This is a genomic window from Enterococcus phoeniculicola ATCC BAA-412, assembly GCF_000407505.1.
Lineage (GTDB): Bacteria > Bacillota > Bacilli > Lactobacillales > Enterococcaceae > Enterococcus_K > Enterococcus_K phoeniculicola.
The window spans coordinates 505,149-531,976 of the sequence record NZ_ASWE01000003.1; the positions used below are offsets into that span (position 1 = coordinate 505,149).

Consider the following 26,828-nt stretch of genomic DNA (forward strand, 5'->3'; position numbering starts at 1 on the left):
GATATAATGAGTGCAACTAGAGTTAAGGTAAAACTAACAATTGAAGGCGAAGATTTGGATCCGAATATTGTAACAGAAAAAATTGGACTGACGCCAAATATCACACATAAAAGAGGCGAGAAGTTAAAAAACAATAGAACTAGAAGGCATGGGTCTTGGGGAATTATACAAGAGTTTGAAGAATCTTATGATATCTCAATCCAATTAAATAAGTTATTAGGATTAATAACTAATAAGGAAGATAAACTTTTATATATAAAAGAAATGTATTCTTGTACTATTATTGTTTCCGTTATTATTGAAATAGAAAATAAAGAAGTTCCTGGAATTGTTATTGAGGAGGGTTTTTCTAGCTTGGTTTCAAAAATAGGTGCTGATATAGATATAGATATTTATATCATGTCATAAAAATTCTTCCATTACATATGATATCGAAAATGTAAATGGGTACAGAAGCACTAACTAATCAACTAAAAAAATCTAGTTGTATTCATATTCATTATTAAACATGGCTCCTATAACTCTTACAGTATTTTTTAGTCATACATGGTCAGAAATTACCAGAATGCATGGTGGAACAAGTAGCTTGGACGAAAATTCAAACCTTAGAAACCATAGAACTCCGTAGAGGAGGGACTTATATAACAGGAATACGTTATGAGGGGTTAGCTAAATGGATAATCCAAGAAAATGATATAGTTGATATAGTTTCGCTTTTCCCACCAGATATATGTATAAAACCAATCTCTGATATAGATAATAGTTAAACTATATACTTTTGAGCAAATAAAAAAGAAACGATTGAACTCTGTCGTTTCTTTTTTTACATCGATATATCAAAAATGTCAAAAAATGAGATTTTGAATAGTCTGCCTGATGGATGAAAGTATACAGAAAATAATGGATTTATACATGTTAGAGATTCGACTGGTAAAGTTAGAATGAAGATAGATCCACCAGATAAAATTACTGAGTACGATCATGTACACTTATTTGACAATAATGGAAATCCAATAGATATAAACGGAAATATTGTGGGTTGGAAGAGTAAAGATGCACATATTCCATTTGGGAATTAGGAGGAAATATGGAAAAAATAATAGAAGATACAAAGTATTGGGATGCCAGAGTACTTGATTTGAAATCATTGTATTTTGGGGATGAGATTCAAGTGATATTTGAAGATGAAGAAACGGATGTGTATATCCTTGAATTTATACATTGTTATAAAGTGTCATATGAAAATAGTTTTACTCCAGAGAGTAATATGAAAGTATGTGATATGAATAAAGGGCAATTAGGTTACTTTATGCAAGATGTATCTGTCTCTAAATATGATAAAGACGATGAGTTTATAAAATTTTTTCTCGACTTATCAATCATGACAATGGAGATAGTTTGCAAAAACATTACTGTTAAAAAAGTGCCTAAGGATACAGTATCATTTTTTTGGGAAAATAATTAAAAAAGGCACTTCACCACAAAACTGATAATCAAGTTGCCAATAGATAACAAAAGCTAGCTGTATTTATTGTGAAAATTCATTGTTGAAAAAAGAAGCGATTGAACTTTGTCGCTTCTTTTTCTGCATTTAGAGTTATTTTCTAGTCTTGAGAAAGTCAGTTGGGCTGGAAAAAGCATAGAGATAGTAAAAAAAGCAAAATACTAACTACTTCTTAATCTCAGTTTTGCGAGTGAACTGCTACTGTGGAGATGGTGAAACATCCACATAGAAATCAATGGGAGTAAAGCACGAAATAAATAAGAAATGCTGCTGAATCAGTTTCTCTTGTTTTCTTCACTAGTAGTCTAGGTATTTTTAGGGAGAGTGGAACGATAGTCCTCTCTTCAAAAGAAAATAAGTCCGATTTTGATTATTAATATCAAAATCGAGCTTATTTTTTTGTAGTTGATTACATCAAACAAGCTTTATCTACAAAAAAGAACGACGGCAGCAACGTTGCTCTATGATTAGCGTGGAACAATCGTAGGGGATGATTATCATCAAGACAGGTTAGAACGTTTACAAGTAGAAGGTTAATGGTTTTTCTAGTTCATAACTTTGCAAAAAATGGCTAGAGACTACTTTATCACAAAGAAATAGTAGAATTAGTTTTTTTTTGTGATGAAACCGCATTCAAAGAGAAGGCTGTTTCAGCTAAACTATAGACGTGATAAAGAAAGGAGCAAAAATTATGTTAATGGAAAAAGAGCGCAATCAAATAGTTTCTTATGGGAAAAAGTTAATTACTAGCGGACTAACAAAAGGGACGGGGGGAAATATTAGTATCTATGATCCTGATTTAGACTTAATGGCTATTAGTCCAAGTGGAATTGACTATTTTGAAACTCAGCCAGAAGATGTTGTAGTAACAAAATTATCTGGAGAAATAGTTGACAGTCCAAGAAAACCATCTAGTGAACTAGACATGCACCGTATTTATTACATGAAGCGACCTGAGATTCGTTCTGTCGTACATACACACTCTCCGTTCAGCACGACACTAGCAACATTAGGTTGGGAATTGCCAGCTGCAAATTATTATATTGCAATCGCTGGGGGAAACACTATACGTTGTGCAGAGTATGCTTCTTTTGGTACTTGGGAGCTGGCAGAGAATTCGTTTAAAGCAATGGAAGACAGATATGCTTGTTTCTTAGCCAATCATGGCTTGTTAACCTGTTCTTATGACTTAGCTAATGCATTTTCAATTGCTGAGGAAACAGAACGTATGGCGGAAGTATACTGGCGGTCAAAATCAGTTGGAGAGCCCAAAATCTTGGTAGATGCAGAAGTAGATTTTATGTTGGAAAAATTCAAGACTTATGGACAAAAGTAAGTTGGAGGTATTGCGCATATGTTAGGTGGGGTGGAACGTTGAATTTAAAAAGGTTATTGAAAAAAGAGATGATGTATCCAGAAATTCATTTTACAAGCCAAGAACAACTTTTTGAATTTGTAGGCAATGAATTAGGACGAGCAGGTTATGTTACTCCAACTTATAAGGAGAAAATCAGCGAACGGGAAAAGAGCTTTCCGACAGGGCTGAGAACTAAAACAGTAGATGTGGCAATTCCCCATACAGACCCGGAAACTGTGAAAAGAGCGTTTATTATGGTCATGAAGTTAACAGAAGGAATTCCCTTTAACCAAATGGGTACTTTTCCGGAAGATGCAGTGATTGTGTATCCTAAGTTGGTCTTTGTTTTGGGGTTTGATCATGGGGACATTCAATTAGAACTGTTGCAGGGGTTGATGACGTTGTTTAATAATCAGCTGGCAATGAAGAAGCTGCTTGAGGCAACTTGTGCCGAACAGCTATTGAATATTTTGGAACAAGAGTTAGTGTTAATTGCTAAATAAATGTAAGAAATAAAAGTAAATAAGAAGGAGTAAAAAAGATGAAAAAATTAAGTATTATTTCTGTCTGTGGCTCTGGTACCGTCACTAGTTCAATGATTGCCAATAAGGTAAAGGATTTATTGGAGGATAATGGCTATAGTGCGAGTACGGTGGAAGTCAATCCGGCGGGGGTTGATGCACTACTAAGTTCAGGTACCTATGATATTATCGTCCATACAAGTCCCTTACTAGCAGACTATGATTTGCCTACAATTAATTCAGTTGGTTTCCTGACAGGAATGGGAGAAGAAGAGTTTATTGAAAAGTTATTGAGTACAGCTAAAGAGATTGCTGGTGAATAGAGTTAAAGGAGGAGAGAGAATGTTAGATCTGTTATCAAATATCATGGATTCGTTTGGTGCAGCAATCGTAGTTCCTTTTGTGATTTTTGTCATTGCTTTATTCTTAAAAGTAAAGCCTAAACGAGCCTTTCAGGCAGCATTAAATGCAGGGATTGGTTTAACTGGTTTTAGTATGTTGATAGGAGCGTATACGCCAATTGTAACGCCGGTTGTTAATCGAATGGTGGAACATACAGGAGTCAATTTACGTATTTTAGATACAGGCTGGCAAGCTACCAGTGTTGTCGCATATTCGACAGAAGTAGGTATGATTTTTCTAGGATTAGGATTATTGATTCAGTTAATTTTATTCCTGTTGAAATTTACCAATATCTTTATGCCATCTGACTTATGGAATAACTATTCTTTCATGTTGTGGGGATCAATGCTTTATATTGTTACTAAAAACTTGATTTTGTCCATTGGTCTTATGATTTTAGCGAATCTGTTTACATTGTTATTCACTGAAGTATTAGCAAAACGATGGAGCAATTATTACGGCTATCCGGGAACAACCATTTCAGCACCACATGACGTGACTCAAGTACCGTACGCGATTTTAATGGATTGGGTATTAAATAAATTAGGGGCTAATAAAATTCAATGGAATCCGACTAGTGTACAAAAACGTTTAGGATTTTTGGGAGAACCAGTGACATTGGGCTTTATTTTAGGCTTGTTCTTAGGTCTGGCTGGGAACTTTATGCGCCTTGGTGAACTAGCTGCATGGGGTGAAATTGCCAGCGTGGGTGTGGCTACAGCGGCGATTATGGCTATTTTTCCTAAAATTGCTGGTATTTTTGCTTCAGCATTTACAAGTATTACGGATGCAACTAAAAAATCTGCTAAAAGCTCTGGTAAAGGGAGAGAATGGTATTTGGCTATTAATGATGCAGCAGGATATGGCGAGCCTGCGACTTTGCTGACAGGCTTGATTTTAATCCCAGTTATTTTAGTACTTGCTATTATTTTACCCGGTAATGAAACTTTGCCTATGGTTGATTTGATTGCAATTCCATATATTATTCAACCAATTATTGCAATTTCAAAAGGAAATATTTTTAAATCTTTAATTTCAGGAACCATCATTTTAACAATTAATTTATATATTATTACCGCAGTAGCACCAACATTTACTGAGGTGGCGAAAAGTGTGGGCGTAACAATTCCAGCAGGAGCGTTATTGATTGCTAGTTTTGTTGTTTTGGGAAATTATTTCTTAGGCTCATTATTCTTGATTTTCTTGACTCAAAATCCAATGTTGATTGGACTAACTGTGATTGTCTACTTAGTTTTACTAGTTTTTGTGAAAACGAAGAAAGAAACAATTGTAAATTATTTAGAAGAAACTGGAAACTTGAAAAACAATGAACTATAGAGGTGAAGAAAGTGAAAGTTGTTGTAATTGGAGATACACTGGTTAATAGTCAAACGTTAATAGAAGCTGTTAATGAAATGAAGTTAGGAGGAACCATTGAAGAAATTGAGTCTTTTGAATGGTATTCCGATTTAACAAAAGATCAATTTCAGGAGCATATTTTAGCCATTGAACGTGGTGGACCCGAAGCAGTAGAGATTCCAGCAGGCATTATCGAAGCTTTGTCAAATGCTGACTATCTATTTGCGCATTATGCACCCATTTCAAGAAAAATGATTGAAGCAGGACAACGATTAAAATTAATTGGGACCTGCCGCGGTGGGTTGGAAAACGTGAATTTAGAAGCGATTAAAGAAAAAGAAATTCCGCTAGTACACGTGATTCGAAACGCAGAACCGGTTGCTGATTTCACCATTGGCTTAATGTATGCCGAAACTAGAAATATTGCACGCGCTCATTGCGCAATACAACAGGGAAAATGGGAAAAGAGCTTCTCAAACGATTCCTATAAAACTACTTTGGCAAATTTAACTGTTGGGATTGTTGGTGTAGGTTACATTGGTAAGCAAGTCATTGAACGTCTAAATGGATTGAAGGTTTCAGTTATTGCTTACGATCCTTTTGTTGATAGGGAACGTTTAGCTGCAGATGGTTTGAACGTAACGCTCAAAGAAAATTTGACGGATCTTTTTAAAGAAGCGGATATCATTTCACTTCATATGAGAGTTACTCCTGAAACCAAGCAGATGATTAATAAAAAATATATTAATTTAATGAAGCCAAGTGCGTATATTATTAATACGGCTCGAGCAGATATTTTATGTAAAGAGGATTTAGTTGATGCATTAAGAAATAAAAAAATTGCGGGTGCAGCGATGGATGTTAGCTGGACTGAGCCAATTCCAACAGATGATCCATTATTAAAACTAGAGAATGTGACACTAACAACGCATATTGCGGGGGATACAGTTGACGCGATTCCGAGATCGCCATTTCTATTGAAAAAAGTAGTGAATGATTATATGGAAAAAGGGTATAGTGACATGCTTATTAAAATAGAGTAACAGGTGGACATGGCTTACAGAAACTTTCTGTTTTTGTGAGCCTTTTGATATAGATGAGGACTTGTTTATTAAATAAAGAATAGGTACTTGAAGGGAGGAAAATGCTAAATGGATGAAACGATTCTTACTATTTTGAAGGAAGCAGTCGCTTCTCCAGGGATTGACTTAGTAGTGATTGAAGAAAAATTGCAGCTTAGTAAAAAAAAGCTGGAATATTATTTAAAAAAAACGAATCAGCTGCTAGTGAACCATAATTTTCCAGTTGTTTACAGAAAAAAACGTAAGATTTGGGTGTCATTAGATAATGTGGATTTAAACAAACTTATTTCAGAATTGAAAGAGGAACAGCGTCATTACCTATCCCTTGGGCTTCGAAGGAGTATGCTGCAATTAATCATTTTGACAGTTCCTAGATGTTCCTTAAGTTTTTTAGCAAGTAGAGTAAATGTCAGTAAAAATACTGTTGTAAATGATTTGACTGCAATCAGAAAAAGTCAGAAAAAAGGAATTATCTTAAACTATACAAGAAAATCTGGCTATTATTTTCAGGGAGAAGAGATTTCTATAAGAATTCTACTTATCCGTCAATTGCATAGGGTACTAGAAGCTGGCTTAGATGCGCAGTTTTTAAGTGATTTTCTTCCTCTAAATTTACTTGAGCTGAGTTCACTGAGAGAAGCCTTAATTCGCTTTGAACATCAGTTAAATACGCAGTTTTCTGATCGCCAGATGAAGTTGTTACCTATAGTAATTGCTTTGATGAAGAAACGGGCAGCGGCAGGCCAACTAATTACAGAATCTGAGTATAGAAAAATTAAAACAACTGTACTTGATTCAGATTACGATCGAATTTCTAGCCAAATGAAAAAGATTCACTTTTTGGAGGAGCTCCCAAAAGCGGAGCAATCGTTTTTAATTATACAGATATTGAGTGCTAATGTAGTAAAAAGTAAAATCATGCGTACCAATCAGCTAGGTCAATTAATCGATCAAACGATTCGCCTATTTGAGATGAAGGCGGTACTTTATATCGAAGACAGAGACAAACTAAGTCAACTTCTCTATCAACATATGGGACCGGCAATCTATCGACTGAAATATGGTATTCCATACGAAGATAATGATATCGAAGAAATTATTCAAGAATACAAGTTAATTTTTCCACTTGTTAGAGAGTCACTTAAGCCAATAGAAGAGGTTTACCATGTTCACTTTACAGAAATCGAAATTATTTATGTTGGTTTGATTTTTCAAAGTTTTTTGACGAAAGGATATTTAAAAGGACAGAAGAGAAGGATTCGAGCGATTGTGATTTGCGAAAATGGGATTTCTGTATCTAATCTGCTTTTTGAAACATTAATAAAAATCTTCCCAATGATTGATTTTATTGCAAATCTATCTGTACGAGAATTCTATGATAATTCTCTTATCTACAGTGAAATTGAGGTGATTTTTTCAACTATTTATTTGGAAACAAATCAACAAGTGTTTACCGTGACTCCTTTTTTGACTGAATTGGAAGAGAATCGTTTGATTGAACAAGTGAATCAAAAGTTGTATGGTAGGACAGCTCGTGTAGATATTCAAGAAATTATGAATATTGTCAAACGTAAGGCAAGTACTTTAGATGAAGCGGGTTTACAAAGTGAGTTGCACCGATATTTTCAAAGAAGTGTCTTTGTGGATAAAATGAACGTGGAAAAATCAGATTTTAATCGTCTTTTACCAGTTGAGCGAATCAAGGTTACGACAAGAAAGTTTACTTTTCAAGAAGCGATTCAGGCTGTGGGGGAGCCGCTGTTAAAGGATAAAATAATTGAACAACAATTTATTGATACAATTATTCAAAAATACGATGAGCGATACCCTTATTTTGTTATTGCTCCACAAATTGCTATTCCCCATGCTGGATATAACGATGGTGTAAATCAGTTGGGATTTAGTTTATTAAAATTGAAGCACCCAGTTCGCTTCTCACCACGCCTGAATGTTTCAGTTTTATTGATGATTGCCCCCATTGATAATAAGAAACACCAGAAAGCGGTACAAGCTTTTTATGATTGTGTGTCTGATGAAGCGAATCATCAAGAGCTATTACGTCAGCAAACACCAGAACAGTTAAAAAAATTTTTTGAAAGAAAAATGAAATAATTTACTTATCGCTATTTTATAATTAGATCGCTGTTGGATTGGATATATCCTAACCTTAATTTAATGGAGATTACCTACCATAAATAAACTACAATTAGTATAGTTCCTTATTTTTGTGAAGAGAAACATATTTACTAAAACCACCAAAAAAAACCAAATGCTCGTAGCTTTTCCTACCGTGCATTCGGTTTTTTGTTGCCTTTTCAGGGTCAATCCTCTATCACTAACCCCAACCCCATTGCAATCACAATGGCTTGTTCCTGATTGACAATCAGCCCCTTCATCCACTCCTGAGAAAGCGCAATACTATCAAATGTGTTGGTTGAAAGATTCAAGTGAGCGAGCTTTGTGTGAAACCAGCTAGAGCCAGTGAGCTGATTTTCTTCAAGTACAAGCTGCTTCCAAGTAACTTCAACGAATTCACTGTCTGTTAACTCACAGTTTGAAAACGTAACGGTTTTTAGATTTGTATTACTAAAAGAAGAAAGTGTTGCAAGACAATTGTCAAATTGACAGTCTCTAAGGTAGCTTTCGGCAAAATTTGTTCCGGTTAATTTACATTGTTTAAACAAAACTTGCTGAAAACTGCCAGCAATCCATTCCAAATTTGATAAATCACAATTTTCAAAAATGACATTACTACATTCAAATCGTTCTAGCTGTGTTCGCTGCATGACCAGCCGCTGTAAATGGGCTTCACGAATGACTAGGTTACTGCATGTGTCATAGCTTAAATCTAAATCGGCTGCATGAATCCCTTGAAAGATCGCCTCGTCTTCAAGATAAATATCGCTGTTCGTTAAAGCGGGAAGGATGGGTGCAGCTGGAGTTGTTTTTTTCATAAATCCAGTTCCTTTTCGTTTTCTTCTATTATAGCAAATTCTGGTAGCAAACTCTGTGTATGAAAAAGTAATTCAAAAATGAATATAAAATCGTCGTGTTTATGCGTTTTTTTAACGGAGTATAAATGAAAAATCACTGAAAAATATCGGAAAATAGGTGTAGGGTAAAATCGGTCTAAAGGACCATTTCGAGAATGGCTGGGTATGTGAGAATAAAAGAGTAGTGAAAAAGCGATACATAGGGAGGATAACATGACAGTTATTGAAGCAAAGAACTTAAAAAAGATTTATGGAACAGGGCAAGCGACATTTTCGGCCTTGAAGGGTGTCGATATTCGCATTGAAAAAGGAGAATCCGTAGCAATTGTAGGAAAAAGTGGTTCAGGAAAATCCACTCTTATGCACATTCTTGCACTTTTAGATAAACCGACATCTGGGGAAATTTTATTACTTGGAAAAAATACGACAGAAGTTAAGAAAAAAGAATTAAATAAAGTGCGGAATGAAACATTTGGGTTTGTCTTCCAACAATTTTTTATGAATCCAAAAGATACCGTATTAGAAAATGTCTTGCTTCCTTTGAAGATTTCGGGAATTTCTTCAAAACAGAGAAAGCAAATGGCGATGGAGGCGTTGGCAGCGGTTGAATTAACTGATAAAGCAAAGAATAAAGCCAATAATTTATCTGGTGGACAAAAGCAGCGTGTATGTATTGCCCGGGCATTGGTGAACAATCCAGAGATTATTTTTGCAGATGAGCCGACAGGCAATTTAGATTCTGCAACAGGTGAAAAAATCGAGCAATTATTATTCAATTTAAATCGAGAAAAAAATATTACATTAATTGTTGTGACGCATGATTCAGAATTAGCGGCGCGATGTGATCGTCAAATCTATATTAAAGATGGGGAAGTTGTTTCCGGGGGTGCAGCATGAAAATTACAGATATCTTAAAATCAGCTAGTTCAAATTTATGGAGAAATAAGGGGCGAACAATCTTAACCATCGTCGCTATTTTCATTGGGGCGTTTACTATCTCATTGACTACAGGAGTTAATATCGGTGTGAATGATTACATTGATAAGCAGGTAAACGGTGTTGGTGGAGAAAATATGTTAATTGTCCAAAGCAATTCAGGGATGGGCAACCCGACAGACGGACCTGAGGAATACAGTGAAGATAAATCATCTGCTGTGCCGGATATGATTACAAAAAAAGATATGGAAGACATGACCTCTATGAAAAATGTGGAGAAAGTCGAACCTTTTTTACAGTTAAATGTTGATTATATTCAAGCAAAAAACGATAAAAAATATGTATTCTCTGGATCAAGTGCCGGTGATTTAACGATTGATTTGGAGGAAGGTCGTCCTGTTTCAAATAAGACCGAGGACTATGAAATAAATATTGCACCTGATTATATTAAAAGCTTGGGCTTTTCTTCTGCTAAGGATGCACTTAACAAGAAAGTAAAACTAGCAGTCTCTTCACAAGCAACACAAGAACAGACCATTATTGAGGCAACCATTGTAGGGGTTCGTACACAAAGCTTGGTTAATAATGGTGATTCCATATTTAATCCAGCATTAGAAGAAAAAATTTCTGAAATTAATCAGAATAATTTACCTGACACAATGAAAAATAATTATTATGCGGCAACGATTACAATGAAAGATGATTTGAGTGAAGCGCAAGTAACGAAGCTTAAAGACACATTGTCAGATAAAGGGTATATGGCGATGACTGTAGAAGATCAAATTGGCATGATTCGCCAAGTAATTAATGCGATTACAGGGGTGTTGACGATGTTTGGTGCGATTGCATTATTAGCGGCAAGCTTTGGTATCATCAACACACTGTATATGTCTGTTCAAGACCGTACAAGAGAAATTGGCTTAATGAAAGCAATGGGGATGAGCAATTCAAAGATTTTCTTAATGTTTAGTGCCGAAGCTCTGTTAATTGGATTCTGGGGATCTGTTTTAGGCGTGCTGGGTGCCATGGGTACAGGTATACTTGTCAATAATATAGCGGCAACTTCTTTCTTAGAGGGGTTAACTGGTTTTTCATTGGTGCAATTTTCATTACCTTCCATATTGATGATTATGGTGATTATCATGTTGATTGCATTCTTAGCAGGAACTTTCCCTGCAAACCGAGCAGCAAGACTAGATCCTATTGACGCATTGAGGTATGAATAATCAAGTTTTATTGAAAATCTCTTCACTGTTTTCTAAAAATGACTTGACTTTCATGGAAGTTCCTAGTAGTTTATAAGTAATATTAAAAATCAGTGAAGGAACGAGTAAGTGTCAAGCGCTTAGTAGAGAGAACTGCCAGTGGCTGAAAGCAGTTTAAGACTTGTAGCTGAAAAGACAATCTGGAGATGAGTGCGTGAAAAGCCACTCCGTTACGAGCGTTAATCGTTAGAGGAAAACAACCTGTAAAGGGTGTTTTCAAAAATTAGGTGGTACCACGTATGACAGTCATTCGTCCTTGTTCAATTGAGCAAGGACGAATTTTTTTATCTAAACGAAAAGAGGAGCGAATACTATGAGTTATCAACGTCCAAAAGGGACAAATGATATTTTACCTGGAGAATCAGAAAAATGGCAATTTGTTGAAGAAACAGCACGATTATTATTTAGAGATTATCAATTTAATGAAATCCGCACCCCTATTTTTGAGCATTATGAGGTGATTGCTCGAAGTGTAGGGGATACGACGGATATTGTTTCAAAAGAGATGTATGATTTTTATGATAAAGGGGATCGTCATGTTACGTTACGTCCTGAAGGAACAGCACCAATTGTGCGCTCTTATATCGAAAATAAACTGTTTGGTCCAGAGTTTACGAAACCATTTAAAACTTTCTATATGGGTCCAATGTTTCGTTATGAACGACCTCAAAAGGGGCGTTTGCGTCAATTTCACCAGATTGGTGTAGAAGCGTTTGGTAGTCAAAATCCCGCAACGGATGTGGAAACAATGGCTATGGCGCTAGATTTTTTCAAACAGTTAGGCATTCAAAAAATTCGCTTAGTAATAAACTCATTAGGTGATCAGGAAACCCGTCAAAATTATCGTCAGGCGTTGATTGATTACTTGGCTCCTCACGCAGAAGAATTAAGTGAGGATTCAAAACGTCGTCTGCATGAAAATCCACTACGTGTATTGGATAGTAAAGACAAAAAAGACAAGCAGTTTGTGGCAGATGCGCCTTCTATTCTTGATTATTTAAGCGAAGAAGCAAGCCGTCATTTTGAAGAAGTAAAAGCAATGCTAACAGCGCTAGATATTCCTTTTGAAGTGGATAGCAATATGGTTCGAGGCTTAGATTACTATACGCATACTATTTTTGAAATTATGAGTGATGCACCAGGAATGGGTGCGCAGTCTACTATCTGTGCCGGCGGACGCTACGATCATTTGGTTGAAGAGCTGGGCGGACCTGAAACTCCAGGATTTGGTTTTGCTATTGGTATTGAGCGTGTACTTATTACGCTTGAAGCAGAAGAAGTAGTGATTCCAGCATTGAATGAACTGGATGCATACGTTGTTGGACTAGGAGAAGCTACGAATATTGAAACATTAAAAGTGGTGCAAGCTATCCGTAACTTTGGCTTTTCAGCAGACCGTGACTTTATGAACAGAAAAGCAAAAGCCCAGTTTAAAACAGCAGATAAAGCGAATGCTAAGCTTGTTTTAACGCTTGGAGAAGATGAGTTAAAACAAGGGATTATCAATATTAAAGTCATGGCAACAAGAGAAGAAAAAAGTTTTACATTAGAAGAAATTTATCAGCAGTTTGATGAGGTTTATGATGAAATGCTGACGGAATTATTGGATTAAGGGAGAGAATGAAGGATGGCAAAGAGAACGGTTTATAATGGTTTAGTTTCAAATGAACAGCTAGGCCAAGTAGTTACATTAAAAGGTTGGGTACAAAAAAGACGAGATCATGGTGGCGTTATTTTTATTGACTTACGTGATCGTGAAGGAATTGTGCAAATCGTCTTTAACCCAGAAATTTCAAAAGAAGCGTGGGAAATTGCGGATAAATGTCGTAGTGAATATGTCATTGAAATAACAGGAACCGTGAGAAACCGTGACGCAGAAGTGATTAATCCCAAAATGAAAACAGGCGAATTTGAAGTGATGGCAACGGAAATTACTGTATTGAATACAGCAAAAACACCGCCGTTTACTATTGAAGACGATCAGATTATCGGTGACGAAATTCGTATGAAGTATCGCTATTTAGATCTTCGTCGTCCGAAAATGACCAAGAATATCAAGCTAAGAAATGATACGACAAAAGCAATTCGTCATTACTTAGATGATCAAGATTTCTTAGATATTGAAACACCTTATCTTGGAAAATCAACTCCTGAAGGTGCCCGTGACTATTTGGTTCCTTCTCGTGTGCATGCGGGACACTTTTATGCATTGCCGCAGTCACCTCAAATTTTTAAACAGTTGCTGATGAATGCTGGATTTGATCGCTACTATCAGATTGTTCGCTGTTTCCGTGATGAAGATTTACGTGGAGACCGTCAACCTGAGTTTACGCAGGTGGATATTGAAACGACCTTCCTGAGCACTGAAGAAATTCAAGAGCACACCGAAGCATTAATTGCAAAAGTCATGAAGGACGTAAAAGGAATCGAAGTTACTCTACCATTCCCAAGAATGACGTATGATGATGCGATGGCTCGTTATGGTAGTGACAAACCAGACACACGTTTTGATATGGAGCTCATTGATATCAGTGAAACTGTGAAGGATGTTGAATTTAAAGTGTTCCAAATGGCGCTGGAAACAGGCGGCGTGGTAAAGGCATTGAATGCAAAAGGTGCTGCAAACAATTATTCACGTAAAGACATGGATCAATTAGGCCAATACGTTTCTCAATTTGGTGCCAAAGGGCTCGCTTGGCTAAAAGTGGAAGAAGATGGATTGAAAGGTCCGATTGCAAAATTCATTACAGAAGCTACCGAAGATATTATAAAGGTAACAAATGCAGAAGTTGGCGACTTGTTGATGTTTGGTGCGGACAAAGCGAATGTTGTCGCTGCAGCTTTAGGGGCTATTCGCTCACGTATGGGTAAAGAGCTAGGTTTAATTGATGAAAGTAAATTTAACTTTTTGTGGGTAACAGACTGGCCGCAATTTGAATACGATGAAGAAGCAGGTCGGTATGTTTCTGCCCATCATCCATTTACAATGCCTAAAGCAGCCGATATTCCTCTCTTGGATACTGATCCTGCGGCAGTGTATGCAGAAGCTTATGACATAGTCTTAAACGGTTATGAATTAGGCGGAGGTTCTTTACGTATCCATACACGTGATTTACAGGAAAAAGTATTTGAAACATTAGGGTTTTCAAAAGAAGAGATGGAAGAACAGTTTGGCTTCTTGCTAGAGGCGTTGGACTATGGGTTCCCTCCTCATGGGGGAATTGCATTGGGGCTTGATCGCTTTGCAATGCTATTAGCTGGCGAAGAAAACATTCGTGAAGTGATTGCTTTCCCTAAAAATGGAAAAGCAGTTGATCCAATGTCTGCTGCACCAAGTACGGTTTCTCCTCTTCAATTATTTGAATTAAATATAGATGTAACAGCAATTGAAGAATAAACATTAAAAAACACGAAATTTTGGGACAACTTCTAGGGTTGTCCTTTTCTTTCGCCATGAAAACTCGTATAATGTGGGGAGAAATCAATAAAGTGAGGCTTTTTCATGAAAAAAAAAGTAGAGAGCTGGGCCCATCATGATTACACAACCAAGCTCTCAGTTGCCATTGTCTACGCATTATTAGCGTCTGTTGCCATTAATTTCTTCTATCAGCCAGGAAACATTTATTCTAGCGGGATTACAGGATTAGCACAAATCTTAACCACGTTATCAAAGCAGGTTGTTGGATTCAATGTTCCTATCTCAACAACTTTATATCTGCTGAATATTCCGTTATTTATTTTATCATGGTTGAAAATTGGACGAAAATTTACAATTTTTACAATCATTACTGTAACGCTTACTTCATTCTTTATCCATATTGTTCCGGAGACAGTCTTGTCTACTGATCCAATTATCTGTGCCATTTTTGGTGGTGCGGTTATGGGTGTAGGGATTGGGTTTGCTTTAAAAAATGGATTATCTTCTGGCGGCTTAGATATTTTAAGTATTACAATCCGAAAAAAAACAGGGCGCTCTGTCGGCTCAATTTCTATTTATTTTAATGTACTGATTGTATTTGTTGCCGGAATCTTATTTGGCTGGCAATATATGTTTTACAGCACACTGTCCATCTTTGTGAGCGGAAAAGTAACGGATGCTGTCTTTACAAAACAAAAGAAAATGCAAGTGATGATTGTTACAAAGCATCCTGAAAAAGTAGTTAATGAGATACAAAAGAAGCTTCGACGCGGAATTACCATTATTAATGAAGCTGAAGGTGCGTTTAAGCACGATAAGCAGACGGTACTGCTGACAGTTGTGACACGATTTGAGTTACCTCAATTAGAGGTAGCCATGCGTTGTTCAGACCCACATGCCTTTGTGAGTATAGCCGACAATGTTCAAATTTTAGGTCGATTTTATGAAGAAGATCTTTAAGATATGTATGTAAAGAGGTCAGTACAGAAGTATTCAGCTCTAAAAAAGAAGGAGTTGCTTTTCTGTTCCCACCGTCTATTAAGAGTTTACGAGGGTAAGAGATAACTTAGATAGTTATCTCTTACCTTTTTTATGAATACGTGATAGTTTTAGCAGGGTTCTATACAAAAATCGTTATTAAATGAAGTGTTTAATCATGGAAATACTCAATATTGTTAAAAATTGAACAAATTGTTTGATATAAAAATTGCCTGAATTTTTAAGTATACGAATCCATTTTAAAACGAAAGTTCTTTTAAATTATTAAAATTTGTTAAATTATTTGGACAGACTATAAAAAAATGTAAAATATGCTCCTTTTTTTAGTGAATCTATGGGAATATAGAGAAAGGAATCATTAAAAAAAATTCATTGCTATTCTAGCAAGTAAACCGTATATTATGGTTATGAAATAAATTGAAAAGTTGGAAATCACCGATGGAAAAACAAAAACGATTGCATTCTAGCCGCTATATCACAGGAATTGACGGTCTTCGTTCATTAGCTGTGATTGGCGTTATATTATATCATTTACTTCCTTCATCTATGAAGGGTGGGTACCTGGGGGTGCCAGTTTTTTTTACTGTATCAGGTTATTTAATTACTGACTTATTATGTCAGGAATGGGACCAAGATAAACGAATAAATATTGGTCAGTTTTACGTGAGGCGGATGAAACGGCTCTATCCAAGCTTAGTTTTCTTACTTGTTACGGCTTCCGCTTATATTACGTTGTTCCAAAGAAATTTATTGAGTAATTTGCGAGAGATTGTCTTTAGCTCGTTAGTATACTTGAATAATTGGTGGCAAATAAATAATGGCATGTCTTATTTTGACCGTTTTGCAAATGAGTCCCCCTTCACCCATATCTGGTCGTTGGCAGTAGAAGGACAGAATTATCTTATCTGGCCAATTTTGTTCTATTTATTAATGAAATTTGTTAAAAGAAGAGATTGGGTATTTTATTTTATCATGGTGCTGTCTATTGCTTCTGCGATTTGGATGGCCGTTCTTTACACACCAAATGCGGATCCAACACGGGTCTACTATGGAACGGATACGCGTTTCTTTTCTATTGGGTTGGGAAGTGCACTTGCACTTGTTTGGCCAAGTACACGGCTGAAAAAGGAAATTCCTGTACAGGCAAAGAAATTGATGAACTATGCAGGAATCATATCCTTTTTACTTCTTGCGTTAGCTTTCTTATTTTTCGATGCACACTATGACTTTATGTATTATGGCGGGATGTTTTTGATTAGTCTCATTTGTGTGGTGTTAGTCGCTGTAACTGCTCATCCAGGGGCAAGTTTAAATAAGTGGCTGACGAATCCGGTCTTTACGTGGATTGGAAAAAGAAGCTATGGCATTTATTTGTATCAGTTTCCGGTTATGATTTTTTACGAAGCAAAAATCTCTAATCTAGGAGACCATGTTTGGCTTCATACACTAATTGAGCTGATTCTGATATTAACGATTAGTGAGCTGTCATATCGATTTATTGAAAAACCATTAGGAAAATTTAACTACGGACAGTTGATTACAAACATGAAAGCGCGTCTGAAGACTCCTTTTTTACCAAAAGAAATTGCGGTTTTGGTCGTTTCAGGATTAGTTTTTTTAACCGCTGTTGTTGGGTGGGCGATTGCACCAGAAACAGAGCTTACAGCAGATCAGAGCAAGCTTCAGCAACAACTCGCAGCCAATAAAAAGGCTGCAGAGAAAAGTAAAACTTCAGGGCAAGAAGCAGTTGATCCAAAGAAACTAACAAAAAAATATGAATTAACCTCAAAACAGGCAGAGCAAGCAAAAAATCTGCCACTAACCTTATTTGGGGATTCGCTCGCACTAGGAGCTACCGCTGACTTACAGGATGTTTTTCCCAATATCATTGTAGATGGTGAAATTGGTCGTCAGCTCTATGATAGCCCGCCAATGCTGCAGTCTTTAATCGATAAAAAGTTATTGAAAGACAATGTATTGATGGTGTTGGGAACAAATGGGTCATTTACTGAAGCGCAGATGGACAGCGTAATGACGACAATTGGAAAAAGAAATGTCTATTGGGTGAATACTCATGTGCCGACAAAGCGTTGGCAAAATGAAGTGAATACCATGTTGGAAAAAGCAGAAAAAAAATATGATAATTTAGTAGTGATTGACTGGTATGACTACAGTAAAGATCACGATGAATGGTTCTATGATGATCGGGTTCATCCAAATGAAGAAGGAATGGACCGATATGTATCATTTGTTTCTGCAAAGATACTGGAAGCTGTAGAAAAATAACTTTAGTAAAGCTCAGGTCATTTCCTGAGTTTTACCAAGAATCTGGGGGTTGGAGCTGAACATTGCTGTCCAACCCCCTTTTTTTATTTATTAGGTAAGCAGACGAATGAACTAAAAGAAGCGTTTTGATGTTTAAAGGATTCATCGTTGATTTTGTATCTTCTATAGTTGGAATTGCTAGAAAAAATATCGGAAAAAATGTGGAATAAAGAGAGGCAAGGATAAAAAAACAGTAAATATTTTATTGGAATTCAGTGGTTGCGTTTTCAAAAAAGATATGGTAGTATCGAATTAATAAAACAGGCATGTGACTGGTAATGCAGGCAGGACCTAAATAAAAACAAATATGTTTAAGTATGCTCATATTTGATTTTATTTAGTTTCTGCCTGTTTTTTTGTATTTATTTGGCCAATAAATACAAAATAATTAAGTAAAGGAGAAAATCAGTGGATATTAATCAGACTGCAAAACAAATTGTTTCATTCATTGGTGGAAAAGAGAACGTTGCACATTTAGAACACTGTTCTACGCGGCTTCGTTTTACGCTAAAAAATGATGATTTAGTAAAAAAAGAGGAACTAGAAAAAGTTGATGGAGTTATTGGTGTTCGACAAAATGTCCAATGCCAAGTTATTATCGGGAATGATGTAGTTGAAGTTTATAAGCAAGTACAAAAAGAATTAGGCGAATTAGAGACTACTGGCGTGAATAGAAAAAAATCTAAACAATCATGGGGAGCAATCTTTTTGGATTTCATTATCTCTATTTTTCAGCCGTTAATTCCAGCTATTGCTGGAGGGGGAATTTTAAAATCCTTACTCTTATTAGTTTCTGTTTCAGGCGTGATGAGTACTGAAAGTCAAACCTATCAAATTTTAAACTTAATAGGGGGCGCACCACTTTACTTCTTACCTATCTTGGTGGCTATGACAACAGCTAAAAAGCTAAATGTCAATCAGCTAGTTGCTGTTTCAGCAGTAGGTACGCTTCTTTTACCAGAGATGACTACACTGTTATCCTCAGGAAGTACATTCTTAGGGTTTGGTGTTGAAAATATTGCTTATGCTTCTCAAGTATTTCCTGCAATTTTGACCGTTTTGTTTTATTCTCAAGTAGAGCGAGTGTTCACACGTTTTTCACCTAAAGCTATTCGTATTTTCTTTGTTCCAATGATGAGTTTATTAATTACCGTACCAATAGCATTATTGATTTTGGGACCTTTAGGTTACAATGTTGGGATGGCGTTTTCAGGCGTAATTGTTTGGCTATATAGTCACTTAGGCTGGCTCGCAACGGCTATCTTAGCGTCAGTCTTGCCTTTAATGGTAGTAACAGGCATGCATAAAGCAATGGTTCCTTATGCAGTATCATCTATGAGTGAATTAGGAGCAGAATTACTTTATTTACCTGCTTCTTTAGCGCATAACATTGCAGAATCAGGTGCATGTTTTGCCGTGAGTTTGAGAACAAAGGACAGCAAACTGCGGTCAACAGCTATTTCTGCAGGCATCTCTGCACTATTTGGCATCACTGAACCTGCACTATATGGTGTCACTATTTTACATAAACGTGTACTTTATAGTGTGATGTTTTCTAGTTTAATTGGTGGAGCAGTTGCAGGAATATTTGCCATTAAATCATTTGCCCTAGTGGGGCCTGGATTAGCAAGTATTACCATGTTTGTGGATGCAGACAACGCAATGAACATCGTCTGGGCTTTTGTAACCTTGGCTATTTCATTTGCTGTTGCTTTTGTGACAGTGCTAGTGTTCTTTAAAGAACAGGCAGAGATTTCTTTGGAAAAATCAGTAGATGAAGAATTCTTAACAAGCCCCATTGAAGGGAAAGTCATTGCTTTATCAGAAGTTAAAGACGATGTTTTTTCAAGCGGTATGGTGGGAAAAGGAATTGCCATTGTTCCTGAAACTTCTGAATTAGTTGCTCCGGAAGATGGGGAAGTAACTATGTTATTTGATACGTATCATGCATTAGGATTTAAGACGGCTAATGGAGCGGAAATTTTATTTCATATTGGCATTGATACGGTTAAATTAGAAGGCAAGTATTTTGAATCATTTGTTAAAGTAGGAGACAAAATAAAACGTGGAGAAAAAATGATTCATTTTGATTTACAAGCAATTCAAGAAGCCGGTTATGATCCAACAGTTATCTGTGTGGTGACAAACCAAGAAAGCTATCAAGTAGATTCGTATCATGTATATGAAACTGTCTCAAATACTGCTGAAGTATTGTCTATTTCACCAATCAAATAAAAAAACTATGAAAAGAAAGAGTGAGTCTATTATGAATGAAACATTTCCAAAAGGATTTTTATGGGGTGGCGCTATTGCTGCAAATCAGGTGGAAGGTGGTTGGAATTTAGATGGAAAAGGACTATCTGTTGCAGATGTGGCTACGTACAAACCACACGTGGACAATAAGGATTATTCTGCTCACGCATCAATCACAAAAGAAGCGATTGAGCAAGCAATGAGTGATCCTTCTGATCAATGGTATCCAAAAAGAAGAGGAATCGACTTTTATCATCGTTATAAGGAAGATCTTGCTCTATTTGCAGAAATGGGATTTAAGGCACTGCGTTTATCAATTGCGTGGACAAGATTATTTCCAACTGGAGAAGAATTAGAACCTAATAAAAAAGGTGTTGAATTTTATCGCAACGTATTTAAGGAGATGAAGCGTCTAAATATTGAGCCAATTGTTACTCTATCACATTATGAAATGCCTTTGTCACTGAGTATTAACTATAATGGATGGGTAGAACGGCGAGTGATTGACGATTTTGTCCGATTTGCTTCGGTATGTATAAATGAGTTTGATGAGTATGTAGATTATTGGCTTACATTCAATGAAATTGATAGTATTCATCGTCATCCATTTACAACTGCAGGAATTTTATCGGAGTTATCCGAAAAAGGAAAAGAAGAACAAGATGTCTATCAAGCATTACATCATCAATTTGTTGCGAGTTCACTGGTAACAAAAATTGCTCATGAAAAAAATTCTAAGAATAAAGTTGGCTGTATGCTGACAAAATTAATGACGTACCCACTTACTTGTGCACCAATAGATGTAGAACTTACTCAAAAGAAAAATTTAGAAAATAATTTTTATGCAGATGTTCAGGTAAAAGGGGAATATCCGAGCATGATCGAAAAGGATTTAGAAAATCGGGGAATTTTTATTAATATGGCAAGCGATGACCGTGAAATTCTAAAAAAACATACAGTCGATTTTCTATCGTTTAGCTACTATATGTCAATGGCAGAATCTGGAAATCCGGAGGCTGAAAGAACGCCGGGAAATACAGTTCTGGGTGTGAAAAATCCTTATCTCCCATCCACTGATTGGGGCTGGCAAATTGACCCCAAAGGTTTAAAAATAGCATTGATAGAATTATATGATCGCTATCAAGTCCCATTAATGATTGTTGAAAATGGAATGGGAGCAGTTGATAAAATTGAAGAAGGAAAAATTCATGATGCGTATCGAGTAGCTTATTTTAGCGAACATTTTAAGCAGATGAAAGAGGCAATTGATGTGGGTGTAAATCTAATTGGCTACACTAGCTGGGCGCCTATTGATTTAGTTAGCGCCGGCACTTCTCAAGTATCCAAGCGGTATGGGTTCATATATGTTGATGCAGATGATGAGGGAAATGGGACGTATAATCGTATGAAGAAAGATTCGTTTGACTGGTATAAAAAAATTATTCAAACAAACGGAGCAAGTTTGAATGATGCCTAATTTAAGGGGTGATCATCAATGATTTCGGTTAAAAAAGTATTAAATTCAAGTGTTGTTCTTGTTGAAAAAGAAGAGCAAGAATTGATTGCGTTGGGAAGAGGCATTGGCTACGGAAAAAAGCCGGGAGATTTCATTTCAGATGAAGAGGTGGATAAAATATTTTTGTCCATTGATACAATGAAGTCTGCACAATTTTTTGAATTGATTGATGAAATTCCTATTCAATATTTTGAGATGACTAAATCAATCGTAACACTGGCAGAGAAGGCATCGTTAAATAATCTGAATACGAATATTTATTTGACTTTGTCGGATCATTTACATTTTGCTGTTGAGCGATATGAAAAAGGCTTAAATGTATCGAATCGGCTTCAATGGGAAATTTCTAATTATTATCCAAAAGAATATGAAATCGGACTGCGTGCGATTAGTGTTTTAGCTGAAGCGTTTCACTGCAAACTACCGGAAGAAGAAGCAGCTAATATTGCTTTTCATTTAATCAATGCTCAGACGGATACTACTGTGGTTTCCAATGGAATGGAAAAAGCGAAACTAGTTGGAACCATTATTAGTATGGTTCGTTACGCAGTTATGCAACCAATAGATACTAATTCAGTGCACTATAGTCGATTTGTAACACACGTACGCTATTTTGTAGATCGTTATTTTTCTCAGGGATTAATTGATGAAAAAGAAGATGAATTGTATCGTCAAATGTGGTCTTTGTATCCCAATGCAATGGACATTGCAACAAAAGTTAAGGCCTATATTGATAAAACTTACGATACTCAGATTCCTGAAAATGAAATAGCTTATCTAGGGGTTCATATCAATCGATTAATGAATCATTCATCTATGAATAGCTAGTTAAATAATTAAAAAAACGAAAGTGAGAAAAGATAGTTATCGATTATCTCTTCTTGCTTTCGTTTCTTTTTGGTACCGGATAACAACTTTTTGGTTTCTTTAAATAGGCTTCCTTTTGTTTACGGGATAAACGTTTAAAAGTAGCTTCTGCACTGGTTGCTTCACTTCGAGTTGAAAAAACTTCTGCGTGAATCATTTCCAAGGGTCTGCGACTTTGCGGGTGGGTGTATTTTGCCCCAGTCCCCTTGTTGTGTTCAGCAAGACGACGAGTTAAATCTGTAGTGTATCCTCCGTAAAATGTATCGTCTTTACAGTGAAGGACATAGAAAAAATGAGTATCAGCGACCATAAAGCATCTCCTTTAACTCTTTTGTATATTCATTTGTTTCATCATACGTAAATAGTGGGGGGAGAATTCGAAAGCCATCCGTCTTTCCATCTTTTATTCCCTCAATTAGCAGGGCGTTGGCTTCTTTTCCAACTCTAGGATAAACAAACTGAACTTTTTTTGGTGCGATTCTTAACAGCTTCATTTCTTCAATAATTTCTAAAAAGCGGTCAGGTCGATGAACCATAGCCAAGCGCCCATTTGTTTTTAAAAGCTTAGAGGAAACATCAATTACATCATGTAAGGTTGTATGAATCTCGTGACGAGCAATAGCAAGGTAAGGATTCGGGTTCTTTTGACTAGTAGGAAGTTCTTTAAAATAGGGTGGATTACACACTACAAGGTCAACGGAATCCGGTTTTACTTTTTGACAGGTATCCTTTAAATCCATTTCGTAAACCTGCATTTGCTCTTCTAAATGATTCAGCTGGACATTTCTTTGCGCCATGTCCGCCAAACGAGGCTGTAATTCAATTTGAATAATTTCTGTCGCTGTCTTTCGACTTATAAATAAGCCCACTGCACCATTTCCAGCACAGAGATCAACAATTCGTCCTTTTTTAGGAAGAGAAGGAAAATTTGCTAAGAGTACTGCATCAATTGAAAAAGAAAATACGTCATTACTTTGAATAATTTGGATATCTTCAGCATAGAGCTGGTCAATTCTTTCGCCGTCTTTTAGCATAGGATTCATTTCCTCCTTGAAAATTGATAAGAATGACTTAAAAAATTCATGCTTATGTATTATACTACGTTTAGTGGAGAGAAGAAATAGTCAAAAGAATTTGAAATATAGTTCATTTTTTGACAGATTGCTCCAAGGAGAGGAAGAGACGATGTTTTTTAGATTTATGCGAGGGGTTGTCCGTGTTGTTTTCTTTATCATTAACGGCAATGCCCACTATCAAAATAAAGAAAAATTACCCAAAGATGAGAATTATATTTTAGTTGCCCCACATAGAACATGGTGGGAACCCCTTTATTTAGCTGTTGCAGCTGCACCCAAACAGTTCAGCTTTATGGCAAAAGAGGAGCTGTTTAAAAATCCGGTTCTCTCATATATTTTAAAGCATGCCAATGCGTTTCCAGTTAACCGTGATAAGCCTGGACCTAGTGCAATAAAAACACCTGTAAAGCTTTTAAAATCAACAGAATTAAGTTTAATTATGTTTCCAAGTGGAACCAGACATTCCTCAGAATTAAAAGGAGGAATGGCATTAATTGCAAAAATGTCAAAGACGAAAATTGTTCCTTCTGTTTATCAGGGACCATTAACACTAGGTGATTTATTTAAGAGAAAACGTGTAGTTGTTCGTTTTGGAGACCCCATTGATATCAGCGACATTAAAAAAATGGATAAAGAAGGTTTGGCAGAAGTGGAACGCAGAACGCAAGAAGCCTTTGATCAATTAGATAAAGAAGTTGATCCAAACTTTGTTTATGATGCAAAGAAATAATGAAATGATTGAGCAAGACGTCTGTAGAAGATGTTGAGAGAAAATCGAGGTAGAGACCTTCAATTCTTAAAGTGCTCTTTCTTTCTATGATATGGTCGCAACCTTATCCTTTTTGGGTAGAGGTTGCGTTTTTGATTTGTAATAGTAAGTGGACAATATGATTTGAAACAATGGCTTGTTGGCAAATCATGTTTTTTCGTTTTCTCCTCTTATCTTTTACTTGATTGTATCCATTGAATAAGGCGTTTATTAGAGAATACTAAAGAAGGATTCGTCTCCGAAAGAAAAAATGTCACGAAATTCATGAAATTTGGTATAATAGTAAGAAGCCCTTTTTTGGGGAGACTGGAAATCAAAGGAACGAAAAAACTGGTAAACAAGTTGAGGGTGAAAAACATGCGATTTTTACATACGGCAGATTGGCATATTGGGAAAAAACTTCATGGCTATGATTTATTAGAAGATCAAAAAAAAAGCATGCTGGATATTCTTTCTATTGCAAAAAAAGAGAATGTCGATGCGATTGTGATTGCAGGAGATTTATATGATCGTTCCGTTCCTTCTGTAGAGGCAGTTGAAGCCTTCAATCAGCAGCTAATAAAAATGAATTTGGAAGAGAAATTCCCGCTATTCGCTATTTCGGGCAACCACGACAGCAGTACTCGTTTAGAGGCTGGCGCTCCTTGGTTTTCTCAGACAGAATTTTACTTAAATACACGTTTAGAGCAAGCGTTTGTACCAATTGAATGGGAAGATGCACAGTTTTTCTTACTCCCTTATTTTGAGCCGATTGCCGCTCGACTCTATTTTGGCGACGAATCAATTCGAACACTCCCACAAGCGATGGAAAAAATTATCTCAGAAATGAAGAAAAAATTTTTACCAGATAAAAAACATATCTTAGTTAGTCATTTTTTTGTTGCAGGAAGTGAAAAGACTGATTCCGAAACGAAAATAGAAGTTGGGGGGCTTGATGGTGTTCCTGGGGGAATGCTGAAAGATTTTGACTATGTGGCATTAGGACATTTACATGGAAAAGATGCACTTCACCAAGAGAATGCTCGTTATAGTGGCTCGCCGTTAAAATTTTCACTTTCAGAGATGAACCAAACTAAAGGCGTATGGATTGTTGAAACACAGCCCAGCATTTGCTACAGATTTGTTGAGCTGACGCCACTTCATGAAATGACAGAGGTGACTGCCAGCTTTAATGAGTTAACTTCACCAGCATTTTATCAGGAGATGAATCGGGAGGACTATCTTCAAATTCAATTAACCGATCGCGCTATCATTCCGAATATGATGAACCAGCTGCGACAGATTTATCCACGTATTCTCAGTGTAGAGCGAGTTAATGGGCGAGAGGAAGGAACAAAAAGACAGATAACACTCCAGAAAAAAAACTTAAATCCTCAAGAGCTGATTGCAACTTTTTTTGAAGAAATGACGGATGAAAAACTGACTGAGCGTCAGAAAATCTGGATAGATGAAGGATTACAAAATTTAAATGATTGGGAGAGGAAAAAATAGATGAAACCGAGACAGCTTACTTTAAAAAATTTCGGGCCGTTTATCGATGAAACACTAGATTTTTCTAGGCTTTCAGAGTCCTCTCTTTTTTTGATTAGTGGAAAGACAGGCTCTGGAAAAACTACTTTATTTGATGGGATGACCTATGCGCTGTTTGGGGAGACCTCTGGACGACTACGCTTAGGAAAAGATATGCGTTCTTCGTTTGCAGCGCCGTCTGAAGAGACCTCTGTTTCCTTTCTTTTTGAACATCAAGAATTGTTCTATCTTGTTGAGAGAAAGCCTGAACAGATTTTAGCGAAGAAAAAGGGCGAGGGTGTAAGAACACAAACAGCAAAAGTTTCTTTAACTATAATGGACACCTCTGAAAAAGAGCTAAAACAATATACTAAACGAGGTGAGGTAGATCAAACGATTAAGGAGCTTTTGCACTTGGATGCGAAGCAATTTTCTCAAATCGTTTTATTACCTCAAGGTGAATTCCGTAATTTTTTAATTGCAAACAGTAATGAAAAAGAAGCGGTTTTAAGAAATCTATTTGGTACACAGCTTTATCAAAACATGAATGAATGGCTGAAGCAGCAGCTAAAAGAACAGCAGAAATCCTTAGACCATTTAGTTTTGGAGACGTCGCATTTACAGCAACAATTTGTTTGGCAAAATGAGCCGGTTTCCACAGTGTCCACACAAGAGCT

23 protein-coding genes and 1 pseudogene are annotated in these 26,828 nt (G+C 36.4%); 21 read left to right on the forward strand and 3 right to left on the reverse strand.

Translation table 11 applies throughout. The features are described from left to right. Window positions 1-6: 6 nt before the first annotated feature. The 9 genes from I589_RS17930 to I589_RS12995 all read left to right on the forward strand — a co-directional run bounded on the left by I589_RS17930 (window position 7) and on the right by I589_RS12995 (window position 8,337). A complete protein-coding gene (locus I589_RS17930) occupies window positions 7-408 on the forward strand; it encodes a DUF4279 domain-containing protein (protein WP_010768222.1) in 402 nt (133 codons plus the stop codon). 533 nt (window positions 409-941) lie between these two features. Continuing rightward, the gene (locus I589_RS18545) at window positions 942-1,079 is read left to right on the forward strand and encodes a hypothetical protein (protein ID WP_211215223.1); all 138 of its coding nucleotides are present in this window, start codon (window positions 942-944) and stop codon (window positions 1,077-1,079) included. Window positions 1,080-1,087: 8 nt separating this feature from the next. Then, the gene (locus I589_RS12965) at window positions 1,088-1,465 is read left to right on the forward strand and encodes a hypothetical protein (RefSeq protein ID WP_010768223.1); all 378 of its coding nucleotides are present in this window, start codon (window positions 1,088-1,090) and stop codon (window positions 1,463-1,465) included. A gap of 730 nt (window positions 1,466-2,195) precedes the next feature. Next, window positions 2,196-2,840, forward strand: a complete 645-nt coding sequence (locus tag I589_RS12970) for an L-fuculose-phosphate aldolase (RefSeq protein WP_010768224.1) — start codon at window positions 2,196-2,198, stop codon at window positions 2,838-2,840. 38 nt (window positions 2,841-2,878) lie between these two features. After that, a complete protein-coding gene (locus I589_RS12975) occupies window positions 2,879-3,364 on the forward strand; it encodes a PTS sugar transporter subunit IIA (RefSeq protein WP_010768225.1) in 486 nt (161 codons plus the stop codon). Window positions 3,365-3,402: 38 nt separating this feature from the next. Continuing rightward, complete coding sequence (locus tag I589_RS12980) at window positions 3,403-3,705, forward strand: PTS sugar transporter subunit IIB (RefSeq protein WP_010768226.1); 303 nt, start codon at window positions 3,403-3,405, stop codon at window positions 3,703-3,705. Window positions 3,706-3,724: 19 nt separating this feature from the next. Then, on the forward strand, window positions 3,725-5,122 hold the full coding sequence (locus I589_RS12985; protein WP_010768227.1) for a PTS galactitol transporter subunit IIC: 1,398 nt from the start codon (window positions 3,725-3,727) through the stop codon (window positions 5,120-5,122). An 11-nt stretch (window positions 5,123-5,133) separates the two neighbouring features. Then, a complete protein-coding gene (locus I589_RS12990; RefSeq protein ID WP_010768228.1) occupies window positions 5,134-6,186 on the forward strand; it encodes a 2-hydroxyacid dehydrogenase in 1,053 nt (350 codons plus the stop codon). Window positions 6,187-6,294: 108 nt separating this feature from the next. Then, entirely contained in the window at window positions 6,295-8,337 is a 2,043-nt protein-coding gene (locus tag I589_RS12995) for a BglG family transcription antiterminator (protein WP_010768229.1), read from the forward strand. Window positions 8,338-8,546: 209 nt separating this feature from the next. On the opposite strand, the gene I589_RS13000 is transcribed toward I589_RS12995, so the two are convergent. After that, window positions 8,547-9,179, reverse strand: coding sequence for a pentapeptide repeat-containing protein (locus I589_RS13000; RefSeq protein ID WP_010768230.1), 633 nt, complete (start codon window positions 9,177-9,179; stop codon window positions 8,547-8,549). Window positions 9,180-9,431: 252 nt separating this feature from the next. Here I589_RS13000 and I589_RS13005 point away from each other — a divergent pair, with 252 nt between their 5' ends. From I589_RS13005 to I589_RS13045, 9 genes are all read left to right on the forward strand, one after another. Continuing rightward, window positions 9,432-10,115, forward strand: coding sequence for an ABC transporter ATP-binding protein (locus I589_RS13005; protein WP_010768231.1), 684 nt, complete (start codon window positions 9,432-9,434; stop codon window positions 10,113-10,115). Further along, entirely contained in the window at window positions 10,112-11,380 is a 1,269-nt protein-coding gene (locus I589_RS13010) for an ABC transporter permease (RefSeq protein WP_010768232.1), read from the forward strand. The genes I589_RS13005 and I589_RS13010 overlap by 4 nt, the downstream gene beginning before the upstream one ends. Window positions 11,381-11,732: 352 nt before the next feature. Continuing rightward, window positions 11,733-13,031 (forward strand): histidine--tRNA ligase, encoded by a 1,299-nt coding sequence (gene hisS, locus I589_RS13015; protein WP_010768233.1) that lies wholly within the window; start codon window positions 11,733-11,735, stop codon window positions 13,029-13,031. 15 nt (window positions 13,032-13,046) lie between these two features. Further along, window positions 13,047-14,816: an aspartate--tRNA ligase gene (gene aspS / locus I589_RS13020; protein ID WP_010768234.1), complete on the forward strand. Its 1,770-nt coding sequence runs from the start codon at window positions 13,047-13,049 to the stop codon at window positions 14,814-14,816. Window positions 14,817-14,921: 105 nt separating this feature from the next. Beyond that, a complete protein-coding gene (locus I589_RS13025) occupies window positions 14,922-15,797 on the forward strand; it encodes a YitT family protein (RefSeq protein WP_010768235.1) in 876 nt (291 codons plus the stop codon). A gap of 477 nt (window positions 15,798-16,274) precedes the next feature. Next, window positions 16,275-18,122 carry an acyltransferase family protein gene (locus I589_RS13030; protein WP_010768236.1) on the forward strand — a complete coding sequence of 616 codons (1,848 nt, stop codon included), beginning with the start codon at window positions 16,275-16,277 and terminating at the stop codon, window positions 18,120-18,122. 447 nt (window positions 18,123-18,569) lie between these two features. Further along, the gene (locus I589_RS13035) at window positions 18,570-20,396 is read left to right on the forward strand and encodes a beta-glucoside-specific PTS transporter subunit IIABC (RefSeq protein WP_010768237.1); all 1,827 of its coding nucleotides are present in this window, start codon (window positions 18,570-18,572) and stop codon (window positions 20,394-20,396) included. A gap of 31 nt (window positions 20,397-20,427) precedes the next feature. Then, the gene (locus tag I589_RS13040; RefSeq protein ID WP_010768238.1) at window positions 20,428-21,891 is read left to right on the forward strand and encodes a glycoside hydrolase family 1 protein; all 1,464 of its coding nucleotides are present in this window, start codon (window positions 20,428-20,430) and stop codon (window positions 21,889-21,891) included. A gap of 18 nt (window positions 21,892-21,909) precedes the next feature. Next, a complete protein-coding gene (locus I589_RS13045) occupies window positions 21,910-22,758 on the forward strand; it encodes a PRD domain-containing protein (RefSeq protein WP_010768239.1) in 849 nt (282 codons plus the stop codon). 43 nt (window positions 22,759-22,801) lie between these two features. Here I589_RS13045 and I589_RS13050 read toward each other — a convergent pair whose 3' ends face one another. Both I589_RS13050 and I589_RS13055 read right to left on the reverse strand, forming a co-directional pair. After that, a complete protein-coding gene (locus I589_RS13050; RefSeq protein WP_010768240.1) occupies window positions 22,802-23,107 on the reverse strand; it encodes a GIY-YIG nuclease family protein in 306 nt (101 codons plus the stop codon). Further along, entirely contained in the window at window positions 23,097-23,831 is a 735-nt protein-coding gene (locus I589_RS13055; RefSeq protein WP_010768241.1) for a tRNA1(Val) (adenine(37)-N6)-methyltransferase, read from the reverse strand. Before I589_RS13055 ends, I589_RS13050 begins: the two co-directional genes overlap by 11 nt. Window positions 23,832-23,982: 151 nt before the next feature. Between I589_RS13055 and I589_RS13060 the strand changes: the two genes are divergently transcribed. The 3 genes and pseudogenes from I589_RS13060 to I589_RS18805 form a co-directional block, all read left to right on the forward strand. Further along, window positions 23,983-24,603, forward strand: coding sequence for a lysophospholipid acyltransferase family protein (locus I589_RS13060; protein WP_010768242.1), 621 nt, complete (start codon window positions 23,983-23,985; stop codon window positions 24,601-24,603). A 396-nt stretch (window positions 24,604-24,999) separates the two neighbouring features. Continuing rightward, entirely contained in the window at window positions 25,000-26,133 is a 1,134-nt protein-coding gene (locus I589_RS13065) for an exonuclease SbcCD subunit D (protein WP_010768243.1), read from the forward strand. Further along, window positions 26,134-26,761: pseudogene (locus tag I589_RS18805) on the forward strand (AAA family ATPase); the annotation flags it as partial. Between the last annotated feature and the right edge of the window lie 67 nt (window positions 26,762-26,828).